The sequence below is a fragment of the Spirulina subsalsa CS-330 genome (assembly GCF_028330765.1).
Lineage (GTDB): Bacteria > Cyanobacteriota > Cyanobacteriia > Cyanobacteriales > Spirulinaceae > Spirulina > Spirulina subsalsa_A.
In genome coordinates this window covers 36,038-54,048 of record NZ_JAQMTY010000176.1, presented here as the reverse complement: position 1 = coordinate 54,048, position 18,011 = coordinate 36,038, and the positions used below count along the sequence as shown (strand labels likewise).

Annotated in this window: 16 protein-coding genes and 1 pseudogene; 9 read left to right on the top strand and 8 right to left on the bottom strand. The window is 53.8% G+C overall.

The features are described 5' to 3' along the window. The 5 genes and pseudogenes from PN477_RS12590 to PN477_RS12570 form a co-directional block, all read right to left on the bottom strand. Positions 1-2,987 (bottom strand): annotated as a pseudogene (locus tag PN477_RS12590) (hypothetical protein); the annotation flags it as partial. Between the two features lie 120 nt (positions 2,988-3,107). Beyond that, positions 3,108-3,929 carry a thiazole synthase gene (locus tag PN477_RS12585; RefSeq protein ID WP_272115949.1) on the bottom strand — a complete coding sequence of 274 codons (822 nt, stop codon included), beginning with the start codon at positions 3,927-3,929 and terminating at the stop codon, positions 3,108-3,110. A gap of 149 nt (positions 3,930-4,078) precedes the next feature. Then, on the bottom strand, positions 4,079-4,873 hold the full coding sequence (locus PN477_RS12580) for a CAP domain-containing protein (RefSeq protein WP_272147314.1): 795 nt from the start codon (positions 4,871-4,873) through the stop codon (positions 4,079-4,081). 196 nt (positions 4,874-5,069) lie between these two features. Beyond that, a complete protein-coding gene (queD, locus tag PN477_RS12575; RefSeq protein ID WP_272119946.1) occupies positions 5,070-5,459 on the bottom strand; it encodes a 6-carboxytetrahydropterin synthase QueD in 390 nt (129 codons plus the stop codon). Between the two features lie 14 nt (positions 5,460-5,473). After that, positions 5,474-6,103, bottom strand: a complete 630-nt coding sequence (locus tag PN477_RS12570) for a 7-carboxy-7-deazaguanine synthase QueE (protein WP_272119945.1) — start codon at positions 6,101-6,103, stop codon at positions 5,474-5,476. Between the two features lie 263 nt (positions 6,104-6,366). Between PN477_RS12570 and PN477_RS12565 the strand changes: the two genes are divergently transcribed. The 5 genes from PN477_RS12565 to uvrC all read left to right on the top strand — a co-directional run bounded on the left by PN477_RS12565 (position 6,367) and on the right by uvrC (position 11,949). Next, positions 6,367-7,671 (top strand): sensor histidine kinase, encoded by a 1,305-nt coding sequence (locus tag PN477_RS12565; protein WP_272119944.1) that lies wholly within the window; start codon positions 6,367-6,369, stop codon positions 7,669-7,671. 83 nt (positions 7,672-7,754) lie between these two features. Beyond that, entirely contained in the window at positions 7,755-8,426 is a 672-nt protein-coding gene (gene phoU / locus PN477_RS12560; protein ID WP_272119943.1) for a phosphate signaling complex protein PhoU, read from the top strand. Positions 8,427-8,661: 235 nt separating this feature from the next. Further along, entirely contained in the window at positions 8,662-8,919 is a 258-nt protein-coding gene (locus PN477_RS12555) for a hypothetical protein (protein WP_272119942.1), read from the top strand. A gap of 213 nt (positions 8,920-9,132) precedes the next feature. Continuing rightward, positions 9,133-9,951, top strand: coding sequence for a Cof-type HAD-IIB family hydrolase (locus tag PN477_RS12550; RefSeq protein WP_272119941.1), 819 nt, complete (start codon positions 9,133-9,135; stop codon positions 9,949-9,951). Positions 9,952-10,077: 126 nt separating this feature from the next. After that, positions 10,078-11,949: an excinuclease ABC subunit UvrC gene (gene uvrC / locus PN477_RS12545; protein ID WP_272119940.1), complete on the top strand. Its 1,872-nt coding sequence runs from the start codon at positions 10,078-10,080 to the stop codon at positions 11,947-11,949. Positions 11,950-12,023: 74 nt separating this feature from the next. Here uvrC and PN477_RS12540 read toward each other — a convergent pair whose 3' ends face one another. Beyond that, positions 12,024-12,656, bottom strand: coding sequence for an ATP-dependent Clp protease proteolytic subunit (locus tag PN477_RS12540; RefSeq protein ID WP_417158804.1), 633 nt, complete (start codon positions 12,654-12,656; stop codon positions 12,024-12,026). 45 nt (positions 12,657-12,701) lie between these two features. Beyond that, a complete protein-coding gene (locus tag PN477_RS12535) occupies positions 12,702-13,385 on the bottom strand; it encodes an ATP-dependent Clp protease proteolytic subunit (RefSeq protein ID WP_272119939.1) in 684 nt (227 codons plus the stop codon). A gap of 333 nt (positions 13,386-13,718) precedes the next feature. Here PN477_RS12535 and PN477_RS12530 point away from each other — a divergent pair, with 333 nt between their 5' ends. Further along, positions 13,719-14,171, top strand: coding sequence for a hypothetical protein (locus PN477_RS12530; RefSeq protein ID WP_417158808.1), 453 nt, complete (start codon positions 13,719-13,721; stop codon positions 14,169-14,171). 13 nt (positions 14,172-14,184) lie between these two features. Next, positions 14,185-14,388 carry a hypothetical protein gene (locus PN477_RS12525; protein WP_272119937.1) on the top strand — a complete coding sequence of 68 codons (204 nt, stop codon included), beginning with the start codon at positions 14,185-14,187 and terminating at the stop codon, positions 14,386-14,388. 358 nt (positions 14,389-14,746) lie between these two features. On the opposite strand, the gene PN477_RS12520 is transcribed toward PN477_RS12525, so the two are convergent. After that, on the bottom strand, positions 14,747-15,004 hold the full coding sequence (locus tag PN477_RS12520) for an AbrB/MazE/SpoVT family DNA-binding domain-containing protein (RefSeq protein ID WP_272119936.1): 258 nt from the start codon (positions 15,002-15,004) through the stop codon (positions 14,747-14,749). 282 nt (positions 15,005-15,286) lie between these two features. On the opposite strand from PN477_RS12520, the gene PN477_RS12515 reads away from it, so the two are divergent. Both PN477_RS12515 and hsdR read left to right on the top strand, forming a co-directional pair. Next, the gene (locus PN477_RS12515; RefSeq protein ID WP_272119935.1) at positions 15,287-15,532 is read left to right on the top strand and encodes a hypothetical protein; all 246 of its coding nucleotides are present in this window, start codon (positions 15,287-15,289) and stop codon (positions 15,530-15,532) included. Between the two features lie 63 nt (positions 15,533-15,595). Further along, positions 15,596-17,983, top strand: coding sequence for an EcoAI/FtnUII family type I restriction enzme subunit R (hsdR, locus tag PN477_RS12510; RefSeq protein ID WP_272119934.1), 2,388 nt, complete (start codon positions 15,596-15,598; stop codon positions 17,981-17,983). The last annotated feature ends 28 nt before the right edge of the window (positions 17,984-18,011 follow it).

The following is an 18,011-nucleotide window of genomic DNA, read 5'->3' as shown; positions in this document are numbered from 1 at the left end:
GTACAAGTCCATTGCACATTGGTCAACGTATCCGGCACATCATCAACAACGGCAGCCCCCGTGACATTTGCTTCTCCCGCATTATTAACAGTGAGCGTATAGGTGACTGTAGTGGTGCTGCCGACTGTGTTCGCGCTGACGGTTTTATTCAGACTTAAATCTGCTGTGTTGAGAGGTAGAATAATATCTTCCGCATCATCGTTATTCGCATTATTCGGATCAGTAATTCCAGCAGGCGGCGCAACACTAGCATTATTTGTCAGCGTCCCATTAAATGTACTCGGTACATCCCCCGTAATGGTGTAGATCGCTGAGCCATCTTTCTGAAGGTCAGCCGTCGTATTTAAATCCCCCGTTCCACTCGCTGCACCACACGCACTCCCTGAACTCGCGGTACAAGTCCATTGCACATTGGTCAACGTATCCGGCACATCATCAACAACGGCAGCCCCCGTGACATTCGCTTCTCCCGCATTGTTAACAGTGAGTGTATAGGTGACTGTAGTGGTGCTGCCGACTGTGTTCGCGCTGACGGTTTTATTCAGACTTAAATCAGCAGTATTCACCGGTAAGATAATCGGTGCATTGCCGGTGTTATTGCTGGTTGTGGGGTCGGTGATTCCGGCCGGAGGTACGATTTCCGCACTGTTGGTTAATGTCCCATTAAATGTACTCGGTACATCTCCTGTAATGGTGTAGACTGCTGACCCATCTTTAGGTAGATCAACCGTCGTATTTAAATCCCCCGTCCCACTCGCTGCACCACATGCACTTCCTGCACTGGCGGTACAAGTCCATTGCACATTGGTCAGCGTATCCGGCACATCATCAACAACGGCGGCCCCCGTGACATTTGCTTCTCCCGCATTGTTAACAGTGAGCGTATAGGTGACTGTAGTGGTGCTGCCGACTGTGTTCGCGCTGACGGTTTTGTCTAAGCTTAAATCCGCTGTGGTTGGAGTTCCGATGGTGATCGCTGCATCGTCTGTGTTGTCTTTTTGGCTGTTGGGGTCGGTGCTGGGGTCGGTGACATCGTTGGGGACTCTGGAGGTGGCGCTGTTGGTGATGGTTGTGCCAGCGGTGACGGTGGATGCGATCGCCCCCGTAATCGCAAAATTAGCCTGCTCCCCAGCAGCCAAGCTGACATACTCACTAATATCACCGGAACCGCTGGCGGTGTCACAATTGCGCAGGGGAGTATTGGGGGCCGCAATGGTGCTGATTGTGCAAGTCCAGGTCACATTTTCAATGCCGCTGGGAAAGGTATCCGTCACGAGGGCGCGATCTTCGCTGGGGGGGCCGGTGGCGGGGTCGTTGGCGGTGGTGGGGAGGAGGTCGCTCGGCCCGTTGTTTTTAACGGTCAGAGTGTAGTTAATCTCGTCACCAGGAAAGAAATCAGAGCCGACCGCTTGTTTATCCGTAACGAGGTTGGTTTGTTTGATAATAATCGAGTCTTGGAGGGGAATCGATTGGCTCGGAATAGAAACCCAGGTATCAATGCCTCGAAGATCTCCAAAGCCAAGGTCGCTCCCAGTCCACTTATGCGCACCGCTGGCGCTGCTTGTTCCCAAAATCGCTTGACCACCGCCTAGGTCAAGATCGTTGTAAAAGACGGTATTAGGAGCCGTTGTACTCGGAACACAACTGGTGCGGACTGCTTCATCACAACGGGTGATAATCAGACCATTAGGGTTTTTTTCCACATCCATGAGTGGAAAGTGTGCCTCACCACCAAAGAGGGTAACGGTGGCTTGGTAGGGAGTCGCTCCAGCGGGAATAGGATTGCCCTGGCCATCTTTGCCGTCCCACTCCACTTTGTTCTCACCTGTTTCAGCCGTACCGATTAAGATCACATCCCGTCCGTTGGTGGTGATGATGCCGTCTTGGTCAACATCAAGACCGATGCGATAGGTAAACCTGCGGGTTGTAGAGGGGTTATTAAAGTAGAAGGCTCCGGTGAGGGGATTGGTTCCGGCTTGGCCGACCGTTCCTTCCTCCCCTTGAAAACGAAACTGCTCTGGATCGGGCGGTGGATCGGGTGTTCGTAACCACCAGTCGCCTGGGATACTGGCGTCGTTGGTCTGATTGTCGGGGATGTTGAAGAAGAGTTTGTGGGTGATATCGTCAGTAATTAGGTTGTCGGGTAACTCTGGGCTATGAAAGGTGGCGGGGAGCTGGACAGACTTAAACTGAGGATTATTGGCACTGGTAAATCCTTTGTTGTTGGCAAAGAATATAAATCCTTGAGGTTGAAGGTTATTGAAGTTTACTTCATATTGATAGCCGTCTTTGGTGAGGGTGATAAGTTTAGATGCAATCTCTTTGGTGGTGTCCGTTGTGCTAACGCGCAGCGGCAGATAATTAGCAAACACTCGGCCTTTGGGGGCTTCCTTAACGGTGACATCCCATGCGGCAACAAAAAAATCATCTTCGTATGCTTCGACCCCTGGGATTTGACACCAATCAGTTCTGCTACACGTCTCAGGATTTTGAGGAGCATAGGTCGATCCATCAGGAGCATCGGGTTTAGGGCTAATGAACTGAACTTCCCAGATACCATTTGTAGTTGTTGCTGTGGATGGTATTTCACAGGGTTTATAGCCGCCTTTCGTCCCGTCAGGGTCGGGGCCGGCAAGCTCTTGATCTCGATTGGCGATAAAACCTAAAGTGTTGTCACATGATGTCCACTCCGTTTCACCAGCGCGGCGATATCTGATCCAGACCCCGTTACCAGCAGAATCAGTAAGGCCCTGACCTACACCAACTGCGGATGATCCCATATAGATAGTTTCACCCGCTTGTGCATAGACTTTGATGATTGGCTCACGGGAAATGTTGCCGGAGTCTGGGTCAGGGGTGTCGCGGTAGAGGAGATAAGGACGATCGCCCCCATTTCGGATTAAATCAACGCTCCCCTCGGCACGGGCGATCGCAGGCGAAACCAAAAGGACTAAGAGGGTCAGGAGGGTAGTGCGGGTGCGGAACATGAATCTATGGCCAGATCGCGGCGAATCGGAAATATAGCATCAAAACATGAAATCGCACCCTAACCCGCCTATCATACCCAAGAATTAGCGAATTTTTATACGTGGGGAATTTAATGCAGTTTAGCTGATGGTTCCGGTGAGGGGGGAACTGGCGGCGGCGTAGGCTTTGATGGGAATGCGTCCGGCTTGGTAGGCGAGACGACCCGCGATCGCAGCCATGCCCATTGCTTGGGCCATAGCGGGCGGGTTTTGGGCGAGGGCGATCGCGCTATTAATCAACAGCGCATCGGCTCCCGCCTCCATCGCCGCCGCCGCCTCACTGGGCGCACCAATCCCCGCATCCACCACCACGGGAATATTCGCTTGGTCGATGATGATTTTGATGTTGGCGAGATTGTTTAACCCCTGACCCGATCCGATGGGCGACCCCAAAGGCATCACCGTGGCACAGCCCACCTCTTCGAGGCGCTTCGCCAAGAGGGGATCGGCGTTGATGTAGGGCAACACGGCAAACCCTTCTTTGACCAACTGTTCCGCCGCCTCTAACGTGCCGATGGGGTCGGGGAGGAGATATTTCGCATCGGGGATCACTTCGAGCTTGACGAAATTGTTGTCTTCTTGGCCGAGGAGTTTCGCCATTTCCCGACCGAGGCGAGCGACGCGGATCGCATCTTCAGCGGTTTTGCAGCCGGCGGTGTTGGGCAACATCCAGATTTTGCCCCAGTCGATCGCTTCGGCTAACCCTTCATGGCCGGGGGCTTGGGTTTGGACGCGGCGCACGGCAACGGTGACGATTTCGCAGCCACTGGCGGCGATGCTCTGCTGCATGGTGGCAAAATTGCTGTATTTGCCGGTTCCGGTCATCAGGCGCGAGGTGAAGGTGCGACCGGCGATCGTGAGGGTGTCTTGGGGAGTGGTGAGGGTGGGAGGAGCAGTCAACATAGGGTAGTCCGGATGCAATGAAGGTGATTATGCCCGCTGGAGCAGGGGTTTTTTATTGTAGCGGGCTGGGATGGCTGGCGGCGCTGCGCCTCGGATTGTAACCCGGATCTGAGGTGCATCATGGGGAAATTACCACGCGGCCCCGACGGTTATTGATAGTACCAATCGGGATGTTGGATGAGGGGGTTGTCGCCGTTGATGTTGCCAGCGTTGTGATAGGTACAGGCGAGGAAGTAGCCATGGGGCCATACTTGGCTGCTGCCGGGAAACTGTACCGCCCCCCGATGCACCCCACAGCCGATCGCAGTACTCTCACGCCAAACCATTTGCGTATAGTGGCCGCAGACCCCGCTACAGTCGCCTGTGTTGTGGTTGTAGTCGCTGCGTTCAGCGTCCCAGGCGGTGGCGCTGCTCACCACGGGCGGAATCACTGAGGGGGCACTTCCCCCCGCCCAGCCTAGATTTTCGCCGAGCTTGGCGGCTTGACCTTGCAGGGAGGTGCGATCGCTAAACTGTTGCTGTCGCCATGGGTTGGGGCTGTGGCCCTGGGTTCCTTTGCTTTGGTTGGCCCAGGTTTGCGCCACGGCTGCCGCGTCACAGTTCCAGGCGACGGCGGGAAGGGGGGGTAAGCCTTGGGGAACGTGGCGATCGGCATCCATGCGGGAGCGGTTGTGTTCGAGGAGGATGGCTTGGATTTCGGCGCGACTGAGTTGGGAGGTGGTGGTGGCGCAATCGGGGAGGGGGATGGTGCTAGGGTCGCGTTGGTAGCGGCGGTAAAAGTCGGCAGCGGTGGTCACTTGGGCAATTTGGGTGGGTTGGGGTGGGGTGGCAGGGCGAGGGGTGGCAGGGCGAGGGGTGGCAGGGCGATCGCGCCCCGTGGAGACCAAGGGCGCAGTCAGGATTGCACTGATCGCTAAAACGGGCACGATTTTGAAAGACACCATGGGGCTTTTGGGGAATGAAACATCACATCACCCTGATGCTAGCAAGCTTGTTCGCCCTTCTCGTCCCCCGGATTCATCAAACGTCACAGAGGAGAGCGATCGCAGTGAGATCAGGCGCGATCGCAGTGAGATCAGCAGCGATCACAGTGAGATCAGCAGCGATCGCAGTGAGATTCAGAAGCGATCGCAGTGAGATTCAGAAGCGATCGCAACGATACAAACACCCCGATGTACAGGTTTCCCGAATTTCCACCCCATCCAAACCCGGCAACCCCGCCGCATCAAGACGGTGATAAATCCATTGGGCCAGGCATTCACTGGTGGGATTGGGTAGGCCGGTGGTGTCGTTGAGGTAATGGTGATCGAGATAGGTTTCCAGTAGGGGGGTCAGGTAGTCCTTAACCGCGCTGAAATCCATCAACATCCCCGCCTTCGCCCCGTCGGTCGTGAGGCGATCGCCCCGCACATAGACCCGCCCTACCCAGCTATGACCGTGGAGCCGCTGGCATTTACCGTCGTGGTTCGGCAAGCGGTGCGCCGCCTCAAAACGGAACTCTTTATAAATCGTCCAGGTTTCAGTCATCATGCAGAATCGCGGGATTAACGCACCCCTAAAAGTTTGTGGGTTTGCAGACTCATCCGCCAGCGGGGATGGTGGCGCACATAGTCAAAAATCAACCCTTGGCTCGTGGGGGTCTGCCATTCCGGTTGGAGGTAACAGAGGGTGGAATCCGGCACTTGGGCGGCTTGGGTTTCGGCCCAATCGAGATCCGTGCGATCGCTCACCACCACCTTCAACTCCTGCGCCTGGGGATAGATTGACCCGTGGGGCGGCTTAAACCGCTTCGGCGACAGCGTCACCCAATCCACCGTCCCCCGCAACGGATACGCCCCCGACGTTTCCAAATGCACCCGCTGCCCTGCTTCATGTAACGCCGTTGTTAAGGGTTCGAGATCATGGAGCAACGGTTCCCCCCCCGTGATCACCACCATGGCCGGGGCCGCCGCCACCGCCGCCGCCACCAACGCCGCCACCTCCTGCCGGGGATGATGATCCTGGGGCCAGGATTCTTTCGTATCGCACCAGGGGCAGCCCACATCACACCCCCCCAACCGGATAAACAACGCACTCACCCCCGCCCACGCGCCTTCGCCTTGAATCGAGTGGAACTGTTCCACGATCGGATAGCTCGGCGGGGCGGGGTGAGGGGTTAGGGAGGGAGTGACCATAATCAACGCTGCGGGATTGTCTTCATCTTGACAGGTTCAAGCATCGCTCAGGGCAAGACCCGCGATGATCTTGAGTCCGGAGGATCGAGATGATCTAAGATAGGGCTAAAAATTACAGGGTTACAGAGGAGAATGCCTGAGTGTTTATGCCACGCTCCGTATTCTACGCTTCGTGATCACATCGGCGCAACATGCCCGATCCATTGCCTCCGGGTCGGTGAGGTTGCTCGTTTCAATCACCGTTCACTGTTGATAGCTGCTCTATGTCCCTTGTCCTTGTGTTTGTTTTGGGGTTATGTACAGGGTTGCTGATCAATGCGTGGCAACAGTACCGTTTTGCCCAACAGGTTGAACAACTGCTCCAAATTTTGCCCGTTGCATTGCAAGATACGTCATCCCTCGCCCCGCTGTATCGACTGCGGCGATCGCTTCACCGCCTCCTCGAAACCCAACAAACTAGCCAACAACAAGGCCAACTTTGGACAAAAATCCTTGAAGTGGCCCCCATTGGTTACCTGCGCGTTGATGCGATCAACCAATTGCTCTGGTGTAATCCCATCGCTCGCCAAACCTTGCAGATCGATCGCTGGCAACCGGGACAGGTGCGCCTCCTGCTCGAACTCGTCCGCTCCTATGAACTGGATCAACTGATTGAAACCACCCGCGCCACAGGGCAATCTCAACATCAGGAATGGGTCTATCGCTCGACCACGGTGGCGAAAGAAGATTGGGCGGTTCCCACGCCCTATGCGATCGCCCTGCGGGCTTCTACCCTGCTCCTTCCCGATAACCATGTGGGGGTCTTCTTAGAAAATCGCCAATCCATCCAAGAGGCCTTACAGGCCCGCGATCGCGCCTTCTCCGACCTCACCCACGAACTCCGCACCCCCCTCACCTCGATCCAACTCGTCGCCGAAACCCTCCTGCGCCGCCTTGACCTCCCCGAAAAACAATGGGTTGAACAAATGCTGCGCGAACTGAAACGCCTCATGGATCTAATCCAAAGCTGCCTCGACCTCAGCCGCCTCACCTCGAACCCCGATCAACTCCTGCACTGTCGCTCCGTCCGCGTCGCCACCCTGATCCTGACCGCCTGGCAAACCCTCGTTCCCATTGCCGAACAAAAAAAACTTCGACTCTGCTACCACGGCTCAGCGGAACTCGAACTAGAAGTGGATGTCGAACGCTTCATCCAAGTGCTGCTGAATGTTTTGGACAATGCCATTAAACATAGTCCCGAAGGTGGCGAAATTCTGGTTGCCTTAAATACCCCCGGCCCCGATAGTGATTTAGCAAATTGGCATACAATTGATGTTATTGATAGCGGCCCTGGCTTCCGCGAGGACGAAATTCCATTCATTTTTGAACGTCTGTATCGAGGCGACACCTCGCGCCAGCGTTTAGAGACCCACCCTCAGATCAAATCTCCCTTAACCAACTCCGGCAGCGGCCTCGGCCTTGCCATCGTTCAACAAATTGTGATCGCCCATGGTGGACTAGTCACCGCCCAAAATCATCCCCACACTGGGGGCGCATGGCTGCAAATTCAGTTACCAAACATTCACTAAATCTTAATCTTGTCTGATCAACTCCTGTCTAAGATAGAAAGAATTCATAAAAGCCCTTAACAATTAAATAGTATTTTTCGGATATGACTTTATCAGCTTCCGCTTCCACTTCTCCCCATGCCACCCAACTTGAACGCGCTTTAAAACAGTTGAGTCAGGAGGTATTGCGGATGGGAACCTTGGTCGAACAGTCCTGCCGCCTCGGTCATCAGGCCTTCTTTCACCACGATTTTCAGGCGATCGCAGATATCACCGCCGTTGAAGGCCAAATTGATCGCTACTATCGCAGTATTGAACTCGAATGTGCGCGACTGATGACCCTCCAACGCCCTGTTGCGAAAGACTTGCGGCTGCTGAGTGCCTTTATGCAGTTGGTGCGCGACCTTGAACGGATTGGGGACTACGCCCAGGATTTAACGGAATTAGCGGTCAAACTGTTTAACTATCCGCCCCATGCCTGTCTGGGTGAAATTGAGCAAATGTCGCAACAGGCCCAGGGGATGCTCGCGGTGAGTCTCATTGCCTTGGCGGATCTCAATCCGGGGGCGGGGGCGGAGTTAAAAGCAATGGATGACACCATTGATGATGCTTACGATCGCCTCTATCGCACCTTGGCCGAATCACGGGATATTCAAGGGGTAGTAGAGCCGATTTTGCTGATGGTGTTGGCGATTCGGCATATTGAACGAATGGCGGATCATGCCACGAATATCGGCCAGCGAGTGTCCTATATTGTGACGGGAAAACGGGGTTAATGATTCTGATTTCGCCGGATTAGGCTCTATAGCAATCCTATTTGATTCATGAACAGGCAAGGGGCTGAAGCCCCTTGTTGATGAGGAGATCAGATCTCCGATTGATTTAGGATCGCTCTAACTGTACAAAACTATTAAGATATGGGGCGATCTTGATAATTTCTAGCCTGGTTTGCGGCAAAATTGGGAACCGAAGCAATGATTTTAAGGTGTTTTTAACGACAGTATTTGAACGATGAATAACAAGGTTTTAGAGTGGATTGATCGGATTTTGGTGTTTGATGTGTTCCTCGTGTTGGGGGGGTTTATTTGGTTTGCGATCGCGCTGATCGGGCGATCGGCGGGGATTCCCCTCGGTTGGGATCTCTGGTATGCCCTGTGGCAGCCTCTGTTTAACCCGGCGATTTCGATTTTGATCGCGGGCATTGTGGTGAGTTGGGCTGTTAAAAAATTGGGGCAACGGTTCGCTAAGTCTGAGACCGACGAGGGTTAGGGCGCGATCGGCCTCCAACCCCTCACCCAACCCTCTCCCCCAGGAGAGGGCTTCTAGCTCCCTCACCCAACCCTCTCCCCCAGGAGAGGGCTTCTAGCTCCCTTCTCCCACGGGGAGAAGGGTTGGGGATGAGGGCATCCACCGTGGGAGGATCACCCCGCCCAAAGGAAGCAACCCGCGCTAGGATTTGAAGGGTGTTTTTGGTGCGATCGCATGGGCATTCAGCTTTTAATTTTGGATATTGACGGCACGATCGCAGGTCAGAGTAATGCCGTGTCGCCGGGGGTTTGTGCGGCCCTAGAGGCGGTGATGGCGCGGGGGATCTCGGTGGCGATCGCGACGGGGCGCATGTATTGCTCGGCCCAACGGTTTCGCGACCAAATCCGCAGCCGCGAGCCGATCATTGCCTATAACGGTGCGTGGATTCAGCACCCCGAAACGGGCGATCGCCTCCTCCATCGTCCCGTCCCCCCGGAACGTCTCGCGGAACTGCTGGATCTCGCCGATCATCCCGATTGGGCGGATCGCCTTGATGTCCATGTGTACCATGACGATCGCCTCTATGTGCGGGACATCACGCCCCAAACTGAATCGTACATGGCGCGATCGGGCCTGCCTGCCCATCCCGTCGGGGATCTGCGGCAATTGTTAGACCGCCCCTTAACGAAATTGCTGATGCTCTGCGCCGATACGGAGGCGATCGCGGCCCTGCTTACCCAGTGCCAAACCGCCTACCCCCCCGATCACCTCTACATCACCCAATCCTCCCCCACCTTTTTAGAATTCACCCACCCCCAAGCCAGCAAAGGCCACGCCGTCACCCATCTCGCCCGCTCCTATTATGGTTTGGAGCTAGCGGACGTGATGGCGATCGGCGATAACTACAACGATCTCGATATGCTCCAAGCCGTCGGCCTCAGTGTTGCCATGGGCGATGCCCCGGACACGGTGAAAGCCGCCGCCCATTGGGTTGCGCCGTCGGTGGAGGCGGATGGGGTGGCTGTAGCGGTGCAAAAATTCCTCCTGGCGTGATGCTGTGCAGAGTCTTCCCTCATCCCCGGCCCGTCTCCCACGGGGAGAAGGGAGCCAGAAGCCCTCTCCTGGGGGAGAGGGTTGGGTGAGGGGAACATGATGTTCTGTCCTATTGTAATTTGACCCATGGCTACGCCACTGATTCAAAACCCTGAACGGTTAGAAATGCGCCTCAAGGAAATTCCCACCGAGCCGGGGGTGTATTTGATGCGCGATTGCACCGATGGGATTTTGTATATTGGCAAGTCGAAACGGTTGCGATCGCGGGTGCGATCATACTTTCGAGAAGGGCAACACCATACCCATCGGATCGCGTTGATGGTGCGGCAAGTGGTGGAGATTGAATTCATCGTCACCGACAGCGAAGCCGAAGCCCTCGCCCTCGAAGCGAATCTAATTAAGCAGCATCAACCCTACTTTAATGTGCTGCTCAAGGATGATAAGAAATATCCCTATGTTTGTATTACTTGGTCAGAAGATTATCCGCGTATTTTTCTAACCCGAAAACGTCGGTTGAGTAATGAACGCGATCGCTACTACGGCCCCTATGTGGATGTGCGATCGCTCCGGAGTACCCTGAACCTTGTTAAACGCATTTTTCCCCTCCGTCAACGTCGTCGCCCCCTGTTTAAAGATCGTCCCTGTTTAAACTATGATATTGGCCGCTGTCCGGGAGTCTGTCAGGCCTTGATTACCCCGGAGGACTATCACAAAATTGTCCAAAAAGTGGCGATGATTTTTCAAGGGCGATCGGGAGAATTGATCAGCCAATTACAGGCGCAAATGGAGCAGGCGGCCCAGGATTTGGCCTTTGAAAAAGCGGCCCGATTGCGGGATCAAATCCAAGGCTTAACCGCCCTCCATGGTGATCAAAAAATGACTCTGCCCGATGATACGGTGTCACGGGATGCGATCGCCCTAGCGGCCAATGATCAGCATTGCTGTATCCAACTCTTTCAAGTGCGGGCGGGGAAATTGGTGGGGCGTTTGGGCTTTTTTGCCCAGTCCCAATCCTTAACCCCCGGCGCAATTTTACAGCGTGTTTTAGAGGAGCATTATTGGCGCGTCGATGCTGTGGAAATCCCCAGCGAAATTCTCGTGCAGCATGAGTTACCCGCCGCAGATCTGCTCACGGATTGGCTCACCCAACGCCGGGGCCGCAAAGTCACCCTCGTTAATCCCCAACGCCAACAAAAAGCCGACCTAATCGAACTCGTGGAGCGTAACGCCCAATACGAACTCGATCGCACCCAACGGTTGAGCGATCGCAACACCCACGCCCTCCAAGACCTCGCCGACCTCCTCGACCTCCCCGACCTGCCCCAACGGATCGAAGGCTACGACATCTCCCACAGCCAAGGCTCCAACGCCGTCGCCTCCCAAGTGGTCTTCACCGACGGCATGCCCGCCAAACAGCATTATCGCCATTACAAAATCCAAAACCCGGATGTGCGAATCGGTCGCTCGGACGATTTCGCCAGCCTGGCCGAAGTGATCGGTCGTCGGTTTCGGAACTATCGCGATCGCAACGTGCCCCGCCACGAAGACCCCGAATTTCCCGATCTGGTGCTGATCGATGGTGGCAAAGGGCAACTTTCCGCCGTGGTGACGATGCTGCAAAAACTCGATGTGCTCGATGATCTGCGGGTGATTAGTTTGGCCAAACGGCGCGAAGAAATTTTTGTACCCGGTGCATCGGAGCCGCTCCCCACTGACCCGGATCAGCCCGGTGTGCAACTGCTGCGCCGTGTCCGGGACGAATCCCACCGCTTCGCCGTCAGTTTCCACCGGCAGCAGCGTTTAAAAAGTAGTCGGCGATCGCAACTCGATCAAGTCCCCGGCCTCGGCTTCCACCGCCAAAAACTCCTCCTCGCTCACTTCCGCTCCGTGGACTACATCCGCGCCGCCAGCCTCGACCAACTCCAAGCCGTCAACGGCATTGGCCCCCACCTCGCCCGCACCATCTACGACTATTTCCACCCCACCCCCGACCACTAGCCCCGATCACAGCCAAAAATGAAACAAGGGGCTGAAGCCCCTTGTCCGTCTTGGGTAGATCATGGACAGAGCGGTTATCGCTGGGCGGCGATCGCTGCCGCTGCTTTATCCGGCGTTTCTTCGATCACCTTGTCGATGATGCCGTATGCGAGGGCTTCATGGGGCGACATGAAGTAGTCGCGATCGGTGTCTTTCTCGATTTTTTCCAGGGGCTGGCCGGTTTGCTCCACCATGATTTCGTTGAGTTGCCGTTTAATGCGGAGAATCTCGCGGGCTTCAATTTCGATATCCGTGGCTTGGCGACGGCCTTGGGTTCCCCCAAGGGGTTGGTGGATCATGATCCGGGCGTGGGGGAGAGCGAGGCGCTTGCCTTTTGTCCCCGCGCCGAGCAGAAACGCCCCCATGGAGGCCGCGAGGCCGACGCAGATCGTCACCACTTCAGACTTGATGTGTTGCATCGTGTCAAAGATGGCGAGGCCAGCGGTAACGGAACCGCCAGGGGAGTTGATGTACAAGTAGATCGGCTTGCTCGAATCTTCGGAATCGAGATAGAGCATGATCGCGATGATTTGGTTCGCGATGCCGTCGTTGATGCCGCGACCGAGGAAAATGATTCGCTCCCGGTACAGGCGATCGTAGATGTTGATCCAGTCAGAATAGGGCTGACCGGGCATTTGATAGGGAACTCTCGGAACACCAATGGGCATGATAACAGTGAAGAATGAGGAACAGGAATGCAATGGGTGACGGGTCTAGAGAGCCGGTAAGGCTTTGGGTAAATCCTTAGAACTCTCCAACACTTTATCGATAATGCCGTAGTCTTTGGCTTGGGGGGGGGTCATGTACAACATGCGATCGGTGTCTTTTTCCAGGCGCTCGATGTCTTGCTGGGTACTTTTGGCTAAGATGCCGAGCATGGCGCGTTTGTTGGCCAAGACTTCTTTGGCGCGGATTTGAATGTCGGAGGCTTGGCCGCGTGCCCCTTGGCGCGGTTGATGCAGGATGATCGTGGAATGGGCGAGGCTGGCGCGACAGCCACGAGTCCCGGCGGCGAGAATCATCGCGGCGGTTCCCATCGCTTGACCGATGCAGATCGTATGGATGGGGGGTTTGATGTAGTTCATCGTGTCGCAAATGGCGAAGGCTTCCGTTTCAAAGCCGATCGCATCGCCACCGTACCACGAAGTGCCGGTGGAGTTGATGTACATAAAGATGGGTTTTTCGGGATCATCAAACTGAAGATAGAGCAATTGCGCGATGATCAGTTCGGTCACATCCAAACCCATCTGCTCTTTGTACTCATCGGAGGAGACTAGGGGTAAACCTAGATAGATGATCCGTTCTTTGAGTAGCAGTGAGGGTAAATCCGGGGGCGGGGTGCGATAGTTGCCACCACCACGATAGGGGGCTTGAACGGCCTGAATCGGTAAATTCATGTCTAGGTCTGACTCGATAGGGCGAATGCGACGTTTTAAAAACGTGCTGAATAACGAATTTGATGATTAATAAGGCATTTTAGCTTATTTGCTCTGGGCCGAGGCGCGATCGCACCCTGGACACGCCCCAAACCCAACGCGGTCTATGCGATCGCCCCTCGGTCTGAACAATCTGGGCAGCCGTGAATTGTAACTCTGGAAACGCCAAGGATGCGATCGGCCATAGAAACCAGGTTTTTGGGAGAATTTAGGGAATGGGGGCAACCCGGTTTCTGGGCTGTGGGGGGTAGGATGGGGGTGCTGTTTTGGCGTTGGGGTTATGGAAGGGGTGTGATGGTTGCGATATATTTGGATGTGTGTTGTCTCAATCGCCCCTTTGATGACTGGGTGCAGGAGCGGGTTCGGCTAGAGGGAAACTCAGTTTTAAGTATTCTGGAACGGGTTAGCACGGGAGAATGGCAACTATTTTCCAGAGAAGCCGTTCTCGTAGAACTGGAAAAAATGCGGAATCTGGATAAAAAAAACAGCATCTTTAATCTCTTGGCATTAGCAACACGAATGCAGGAAATCAATCAGGCAGTTGAGGAACTTTCACAACAACTAGAAGGTCTGGGATTTGGGCTGTTTGATTCTTTTCATCTGGCTTGTGCGGAAGCATCTGGGGCGGATATTTTTCTTTCTACGGACGATCGCCTGCTCAAGACGGCTCGCAGGCATGAACACCAATTAAAGGTGGCGATTCGTAATCCGGTGGTGTGGCTGATTGAGGTTTTCCAGGAGCAGTAAACAGGAGTCGTTGATGATGAATGCACTAGAGTTAAGAGAAAAGGGCTATCAGATTTTAGTCAATCATTTGGGACAGTCTGATGCGATTCGGTTTTTGCAACAAATGGGTTGGGGACAGGGGGATTACACCCAGGAACGGCGGGAGGTTTTAGGGTCGGTGACGCGGGAGGAGTTTTTGGAGGAGTTACGCAAGGTTAGGAATATTGAGTCGGTTTGAAACCGGGTTTTTGGGAGGGTTGAGGCGGGAAATGAGGGGATGGGGGCAACCCGGTTTCTGGGCTGCGGGGGTAGAATGGGGGTGTTGTTTTGGGGTTGGGGTGATGGATGAGAGAGGGATAGGTTTCTCTGTTATGAGTTCAAGAGTTTGACTTGAGGTAACTGTCCTAGTGCAGCGTCAATGCCAAGAATTAGGATGTTTGTAGGGTGCTGTTAGCGAAGCGTAACGCACCGTCACGTTGAGCGTTGGACATTCAATACAATCCGAATATTAAGTCTTGACTCTGTACTAGTTTGATATCAAAAGATGCAGTTTCATTGCATCCGGCTTGTTGATTTAACGTTAGTATCCAAACCGTTCACATTGAGGCTCCTGCTGCTTCGGTAATGGCTTGTTCCATTTCAGCGAGGGTGACGGGTTTTCTGTTGGGATTATGGAGGCAACCGGATAGGCTACGGACATCAATTTGAGGGGTTTTGGGGGCGGGTTCTAGGTAGACTTTGCCATCGGGGGAGATGGCGATGTTGATGGGGTCGCCGGGTTTGAGGTGAAGCCAGTCGATAATTTCTGGGGGAATGGTGGCGGTTCCGGCGGCGGTGATGCGGGTGAGGGTCATGGGGGGAAGTTTGGGTGGGTTGGGATCTATTTTAATGGGTTGCTAGGGCAATGAGAAACCGGGTTTATCCTCGTGCCACGGCAGAGCCATGGCACGAGCTTCGGGCGGCTCTGCCGCCTGGGATGGAGGCGGAGCCTCCGGGGAAGCGTTATTTGGCAGAGCCAAGTAACGAGATCAAACAGGGAGGTTGTGGCGGGAAATGAGGGGATGCAAGAAACCCGGTCTCTGGGTTGGGTTTTTGGGTTGGGGGTAGAATGGGGGTGCTGTTTTGACCTTGCGGCTATGGATGAACGACCTGTGCAGGCTTATCTCGCTCTGATTCAAGAACTCATGGAATGTCCCTTTGGGGAGGAAGCGCAAACCCTCGACCGTCATCGGGAGTTGGTGGATGAGGGGTTTGTGCAGGTGTGTGAGTTGGTGGCGGCACGGTTGCAGGGGGAGGGGCAGGAGAACGCGGCGCGGTTTTTGCGAGATTTGGCGCAGGAGTTGGGGGCGTATTTGGTGAGGGAGGGGACGGGGGGGGAATGAAGAATTCAGACAGAGTTAGTTTGAGATGTGGCGTAAAGTATTACGTTTAGAGGTTGGAATTACATGACGAATAAGCAAGATTTATCAGAACGGGATATTTGTACTCAGTTTATTACGCCTGCTCTGGAAAAGGCCGGTTGGGATATTCGGAAACAAATTCGAGAAGAAGTCAGTTTCACCGATGGCCGCATTTATGTGAAGGGCAACCTCACCACCCGTGGCAAGCGCAAGCGAGCGGATTACATTCTTTACTACAAGCCGAATATTCCTATCGCCATCATTGAGGCGAAAAACAATAAGCATTCGGTGATGGACGGGATTCAGCAGGGGCTAGAATACGCCACAATTCTCGATATTCCAACGGCATTCAGTAGTAACGGTGATGGGTTCTACGAACATGACCGCACCGCCGCTAGTGGTGCTGTTGAGCGGACAATTTCTCTAGATGAATTTCCTAGCCCGGAACAACTTTGGGAACGTTATAAACGCTATAAAGGCATTGTTACGCCGGAAGTTGAGCGGATCAGCAGCCAGGATTATTTCTTTGATGGCACGAGTCACAGCCCCCGCTATTACCAGCAAATCGCTATCAATCGCACGGTAGAGGCGATCGCAAAAGGTCAGGAACGGATTCTGCTGACGATGGCGACGGGGACGGGCAAAACCTACACCGCTTTTCAGATTATTCATCGGCTTTGGAAAGTGGGGGCGGCAAAACGTATTTTGTTCTTGGCGGATCGGAATGCTTTAATCGACCAAACCCGCCGGGGGGATTTCCGTCATTTTAAGGACAAGATGACGGTGATCAAGAAAAAGCAGATTGATAAATCCTATGAAATTTATCTAGCCCTTTATCAAGGAATTACCAACTACGACGAAGATAAGGATGCTTACCGGGAATTTAGCCGAAATTTCTTTGATTTGATTGTGATTGATGAATGTCACCGGGGGAGCGCGGCGGACGATAGTGCTTGGCGAGAAATTTTAGAGTATTTCCAAACGGCAACCCATATCGGACTGACGGCTACGCCCAAGGAAACGAAAGCGATTTCCAATACAGAATATTTTGGTGATCCGATTTATACCTATTCGTTGAAACAGGGAATCGAAGATGGTTTTTTGGCTCCCTATAAGGTGGTGCGGGTGGGTTTGAATGTGGATCTTGATGGTTGGCGGCCGGAGGCGGGAAAAACGGATAAAAGCGGCGCATTGGTGGAGGATCGCATTTATAACCGCAAGGATTTTGAGCGAAATTTGGTAATTGATGAACGGACGGCAACCATAGCGAATAAGATCACGGCATATCTCAAAAAAACCGATCGTTTTGCGAAGACAATTGTTTTTTGTGTGGATATTGACCATGCCCAACGGATGCGGGCGGCGTTGGCGAATGCGAACAGCGATTTGATGGCTGAAAATCCTAAGTATGTGATGCAGATTACGGGCGATAATCAGGAAGGCAAGCGCGAACTAGACAATTTTATCAATCCCGAAGAACGCTATCCGGTGATTGCCACGACTTCTAAGCTGATGACGACGGGGGTTGATGCCCAAACCTGTCAGTTAATTGTGCTGGATAGCAATATTGGCTCGATGACGGAGTTTAAGCAGATTATTGGCCGGGGGACGCGCATTAATGAAGCGTTTGGAAAGACTTTTTTCACGATTCTTGATTTTCGCAGTGTTACGGATCTGTTTGTTGATCCGGATTTTGATGGCGATCCAGTGCGGGTGAAAGAGCTTCGTGAGGATGATGAATTTGAAACGCCGGAAGAGGAGTTGGCCACAGGGGAAACGATTACAGACGCAACGGGGGAGGCGGTGAACTTCGATCCGCCCGATGATCCACCGGAGATCATCACGGGGGGCGAGATTATCGGTGAGCCACGGCGGAAGGTCTATGTGAATGGGGTGAATGTTGCGATTCTGAACGAGCGCATTCAATACATAGATGGCAATGGTAGACTGATCACGGAAAATCTTAAGGACTACACTCGTCAGAAGGTGCGGGAGCAATACGAGTCGCTGCATGATTTTCTGACTCAATGGTGCAGTGCGGATAGAAAGCAGGTGATTGTTGATGAATTGACGCAGCAGGGGATTGTGTTGGAAAATCTCAAGGCTGCGATTGGTAAGGAGATGGATATTTTTGATCTGATTTGCCACGCTGCTTTTGATCAGCCGCCTCTCACCCGTGCGGAGCGGGCGAACCAGGTCAGGAAGCGGGATGTGTTTACCCAATATGGCGATCGCGCTCGGAAGGTTCTAGAGGCGTTGCTGGATAAATATGCGGATGAGGGCATTGAAAATATTGAGGATATTAAGGTGCTGAAGGTGAATCCGTTTGACCAGTTCGGCACACCAACGGAGATTATTAAATTGTTTGGGGGAAAGCCGCAATATTTACAGGCTGTTTCTCAATTGGAACGGGCGCTGTATGAGGCGGCGTGAAGTCTTAACTAGGGAGCGATTGATTTAG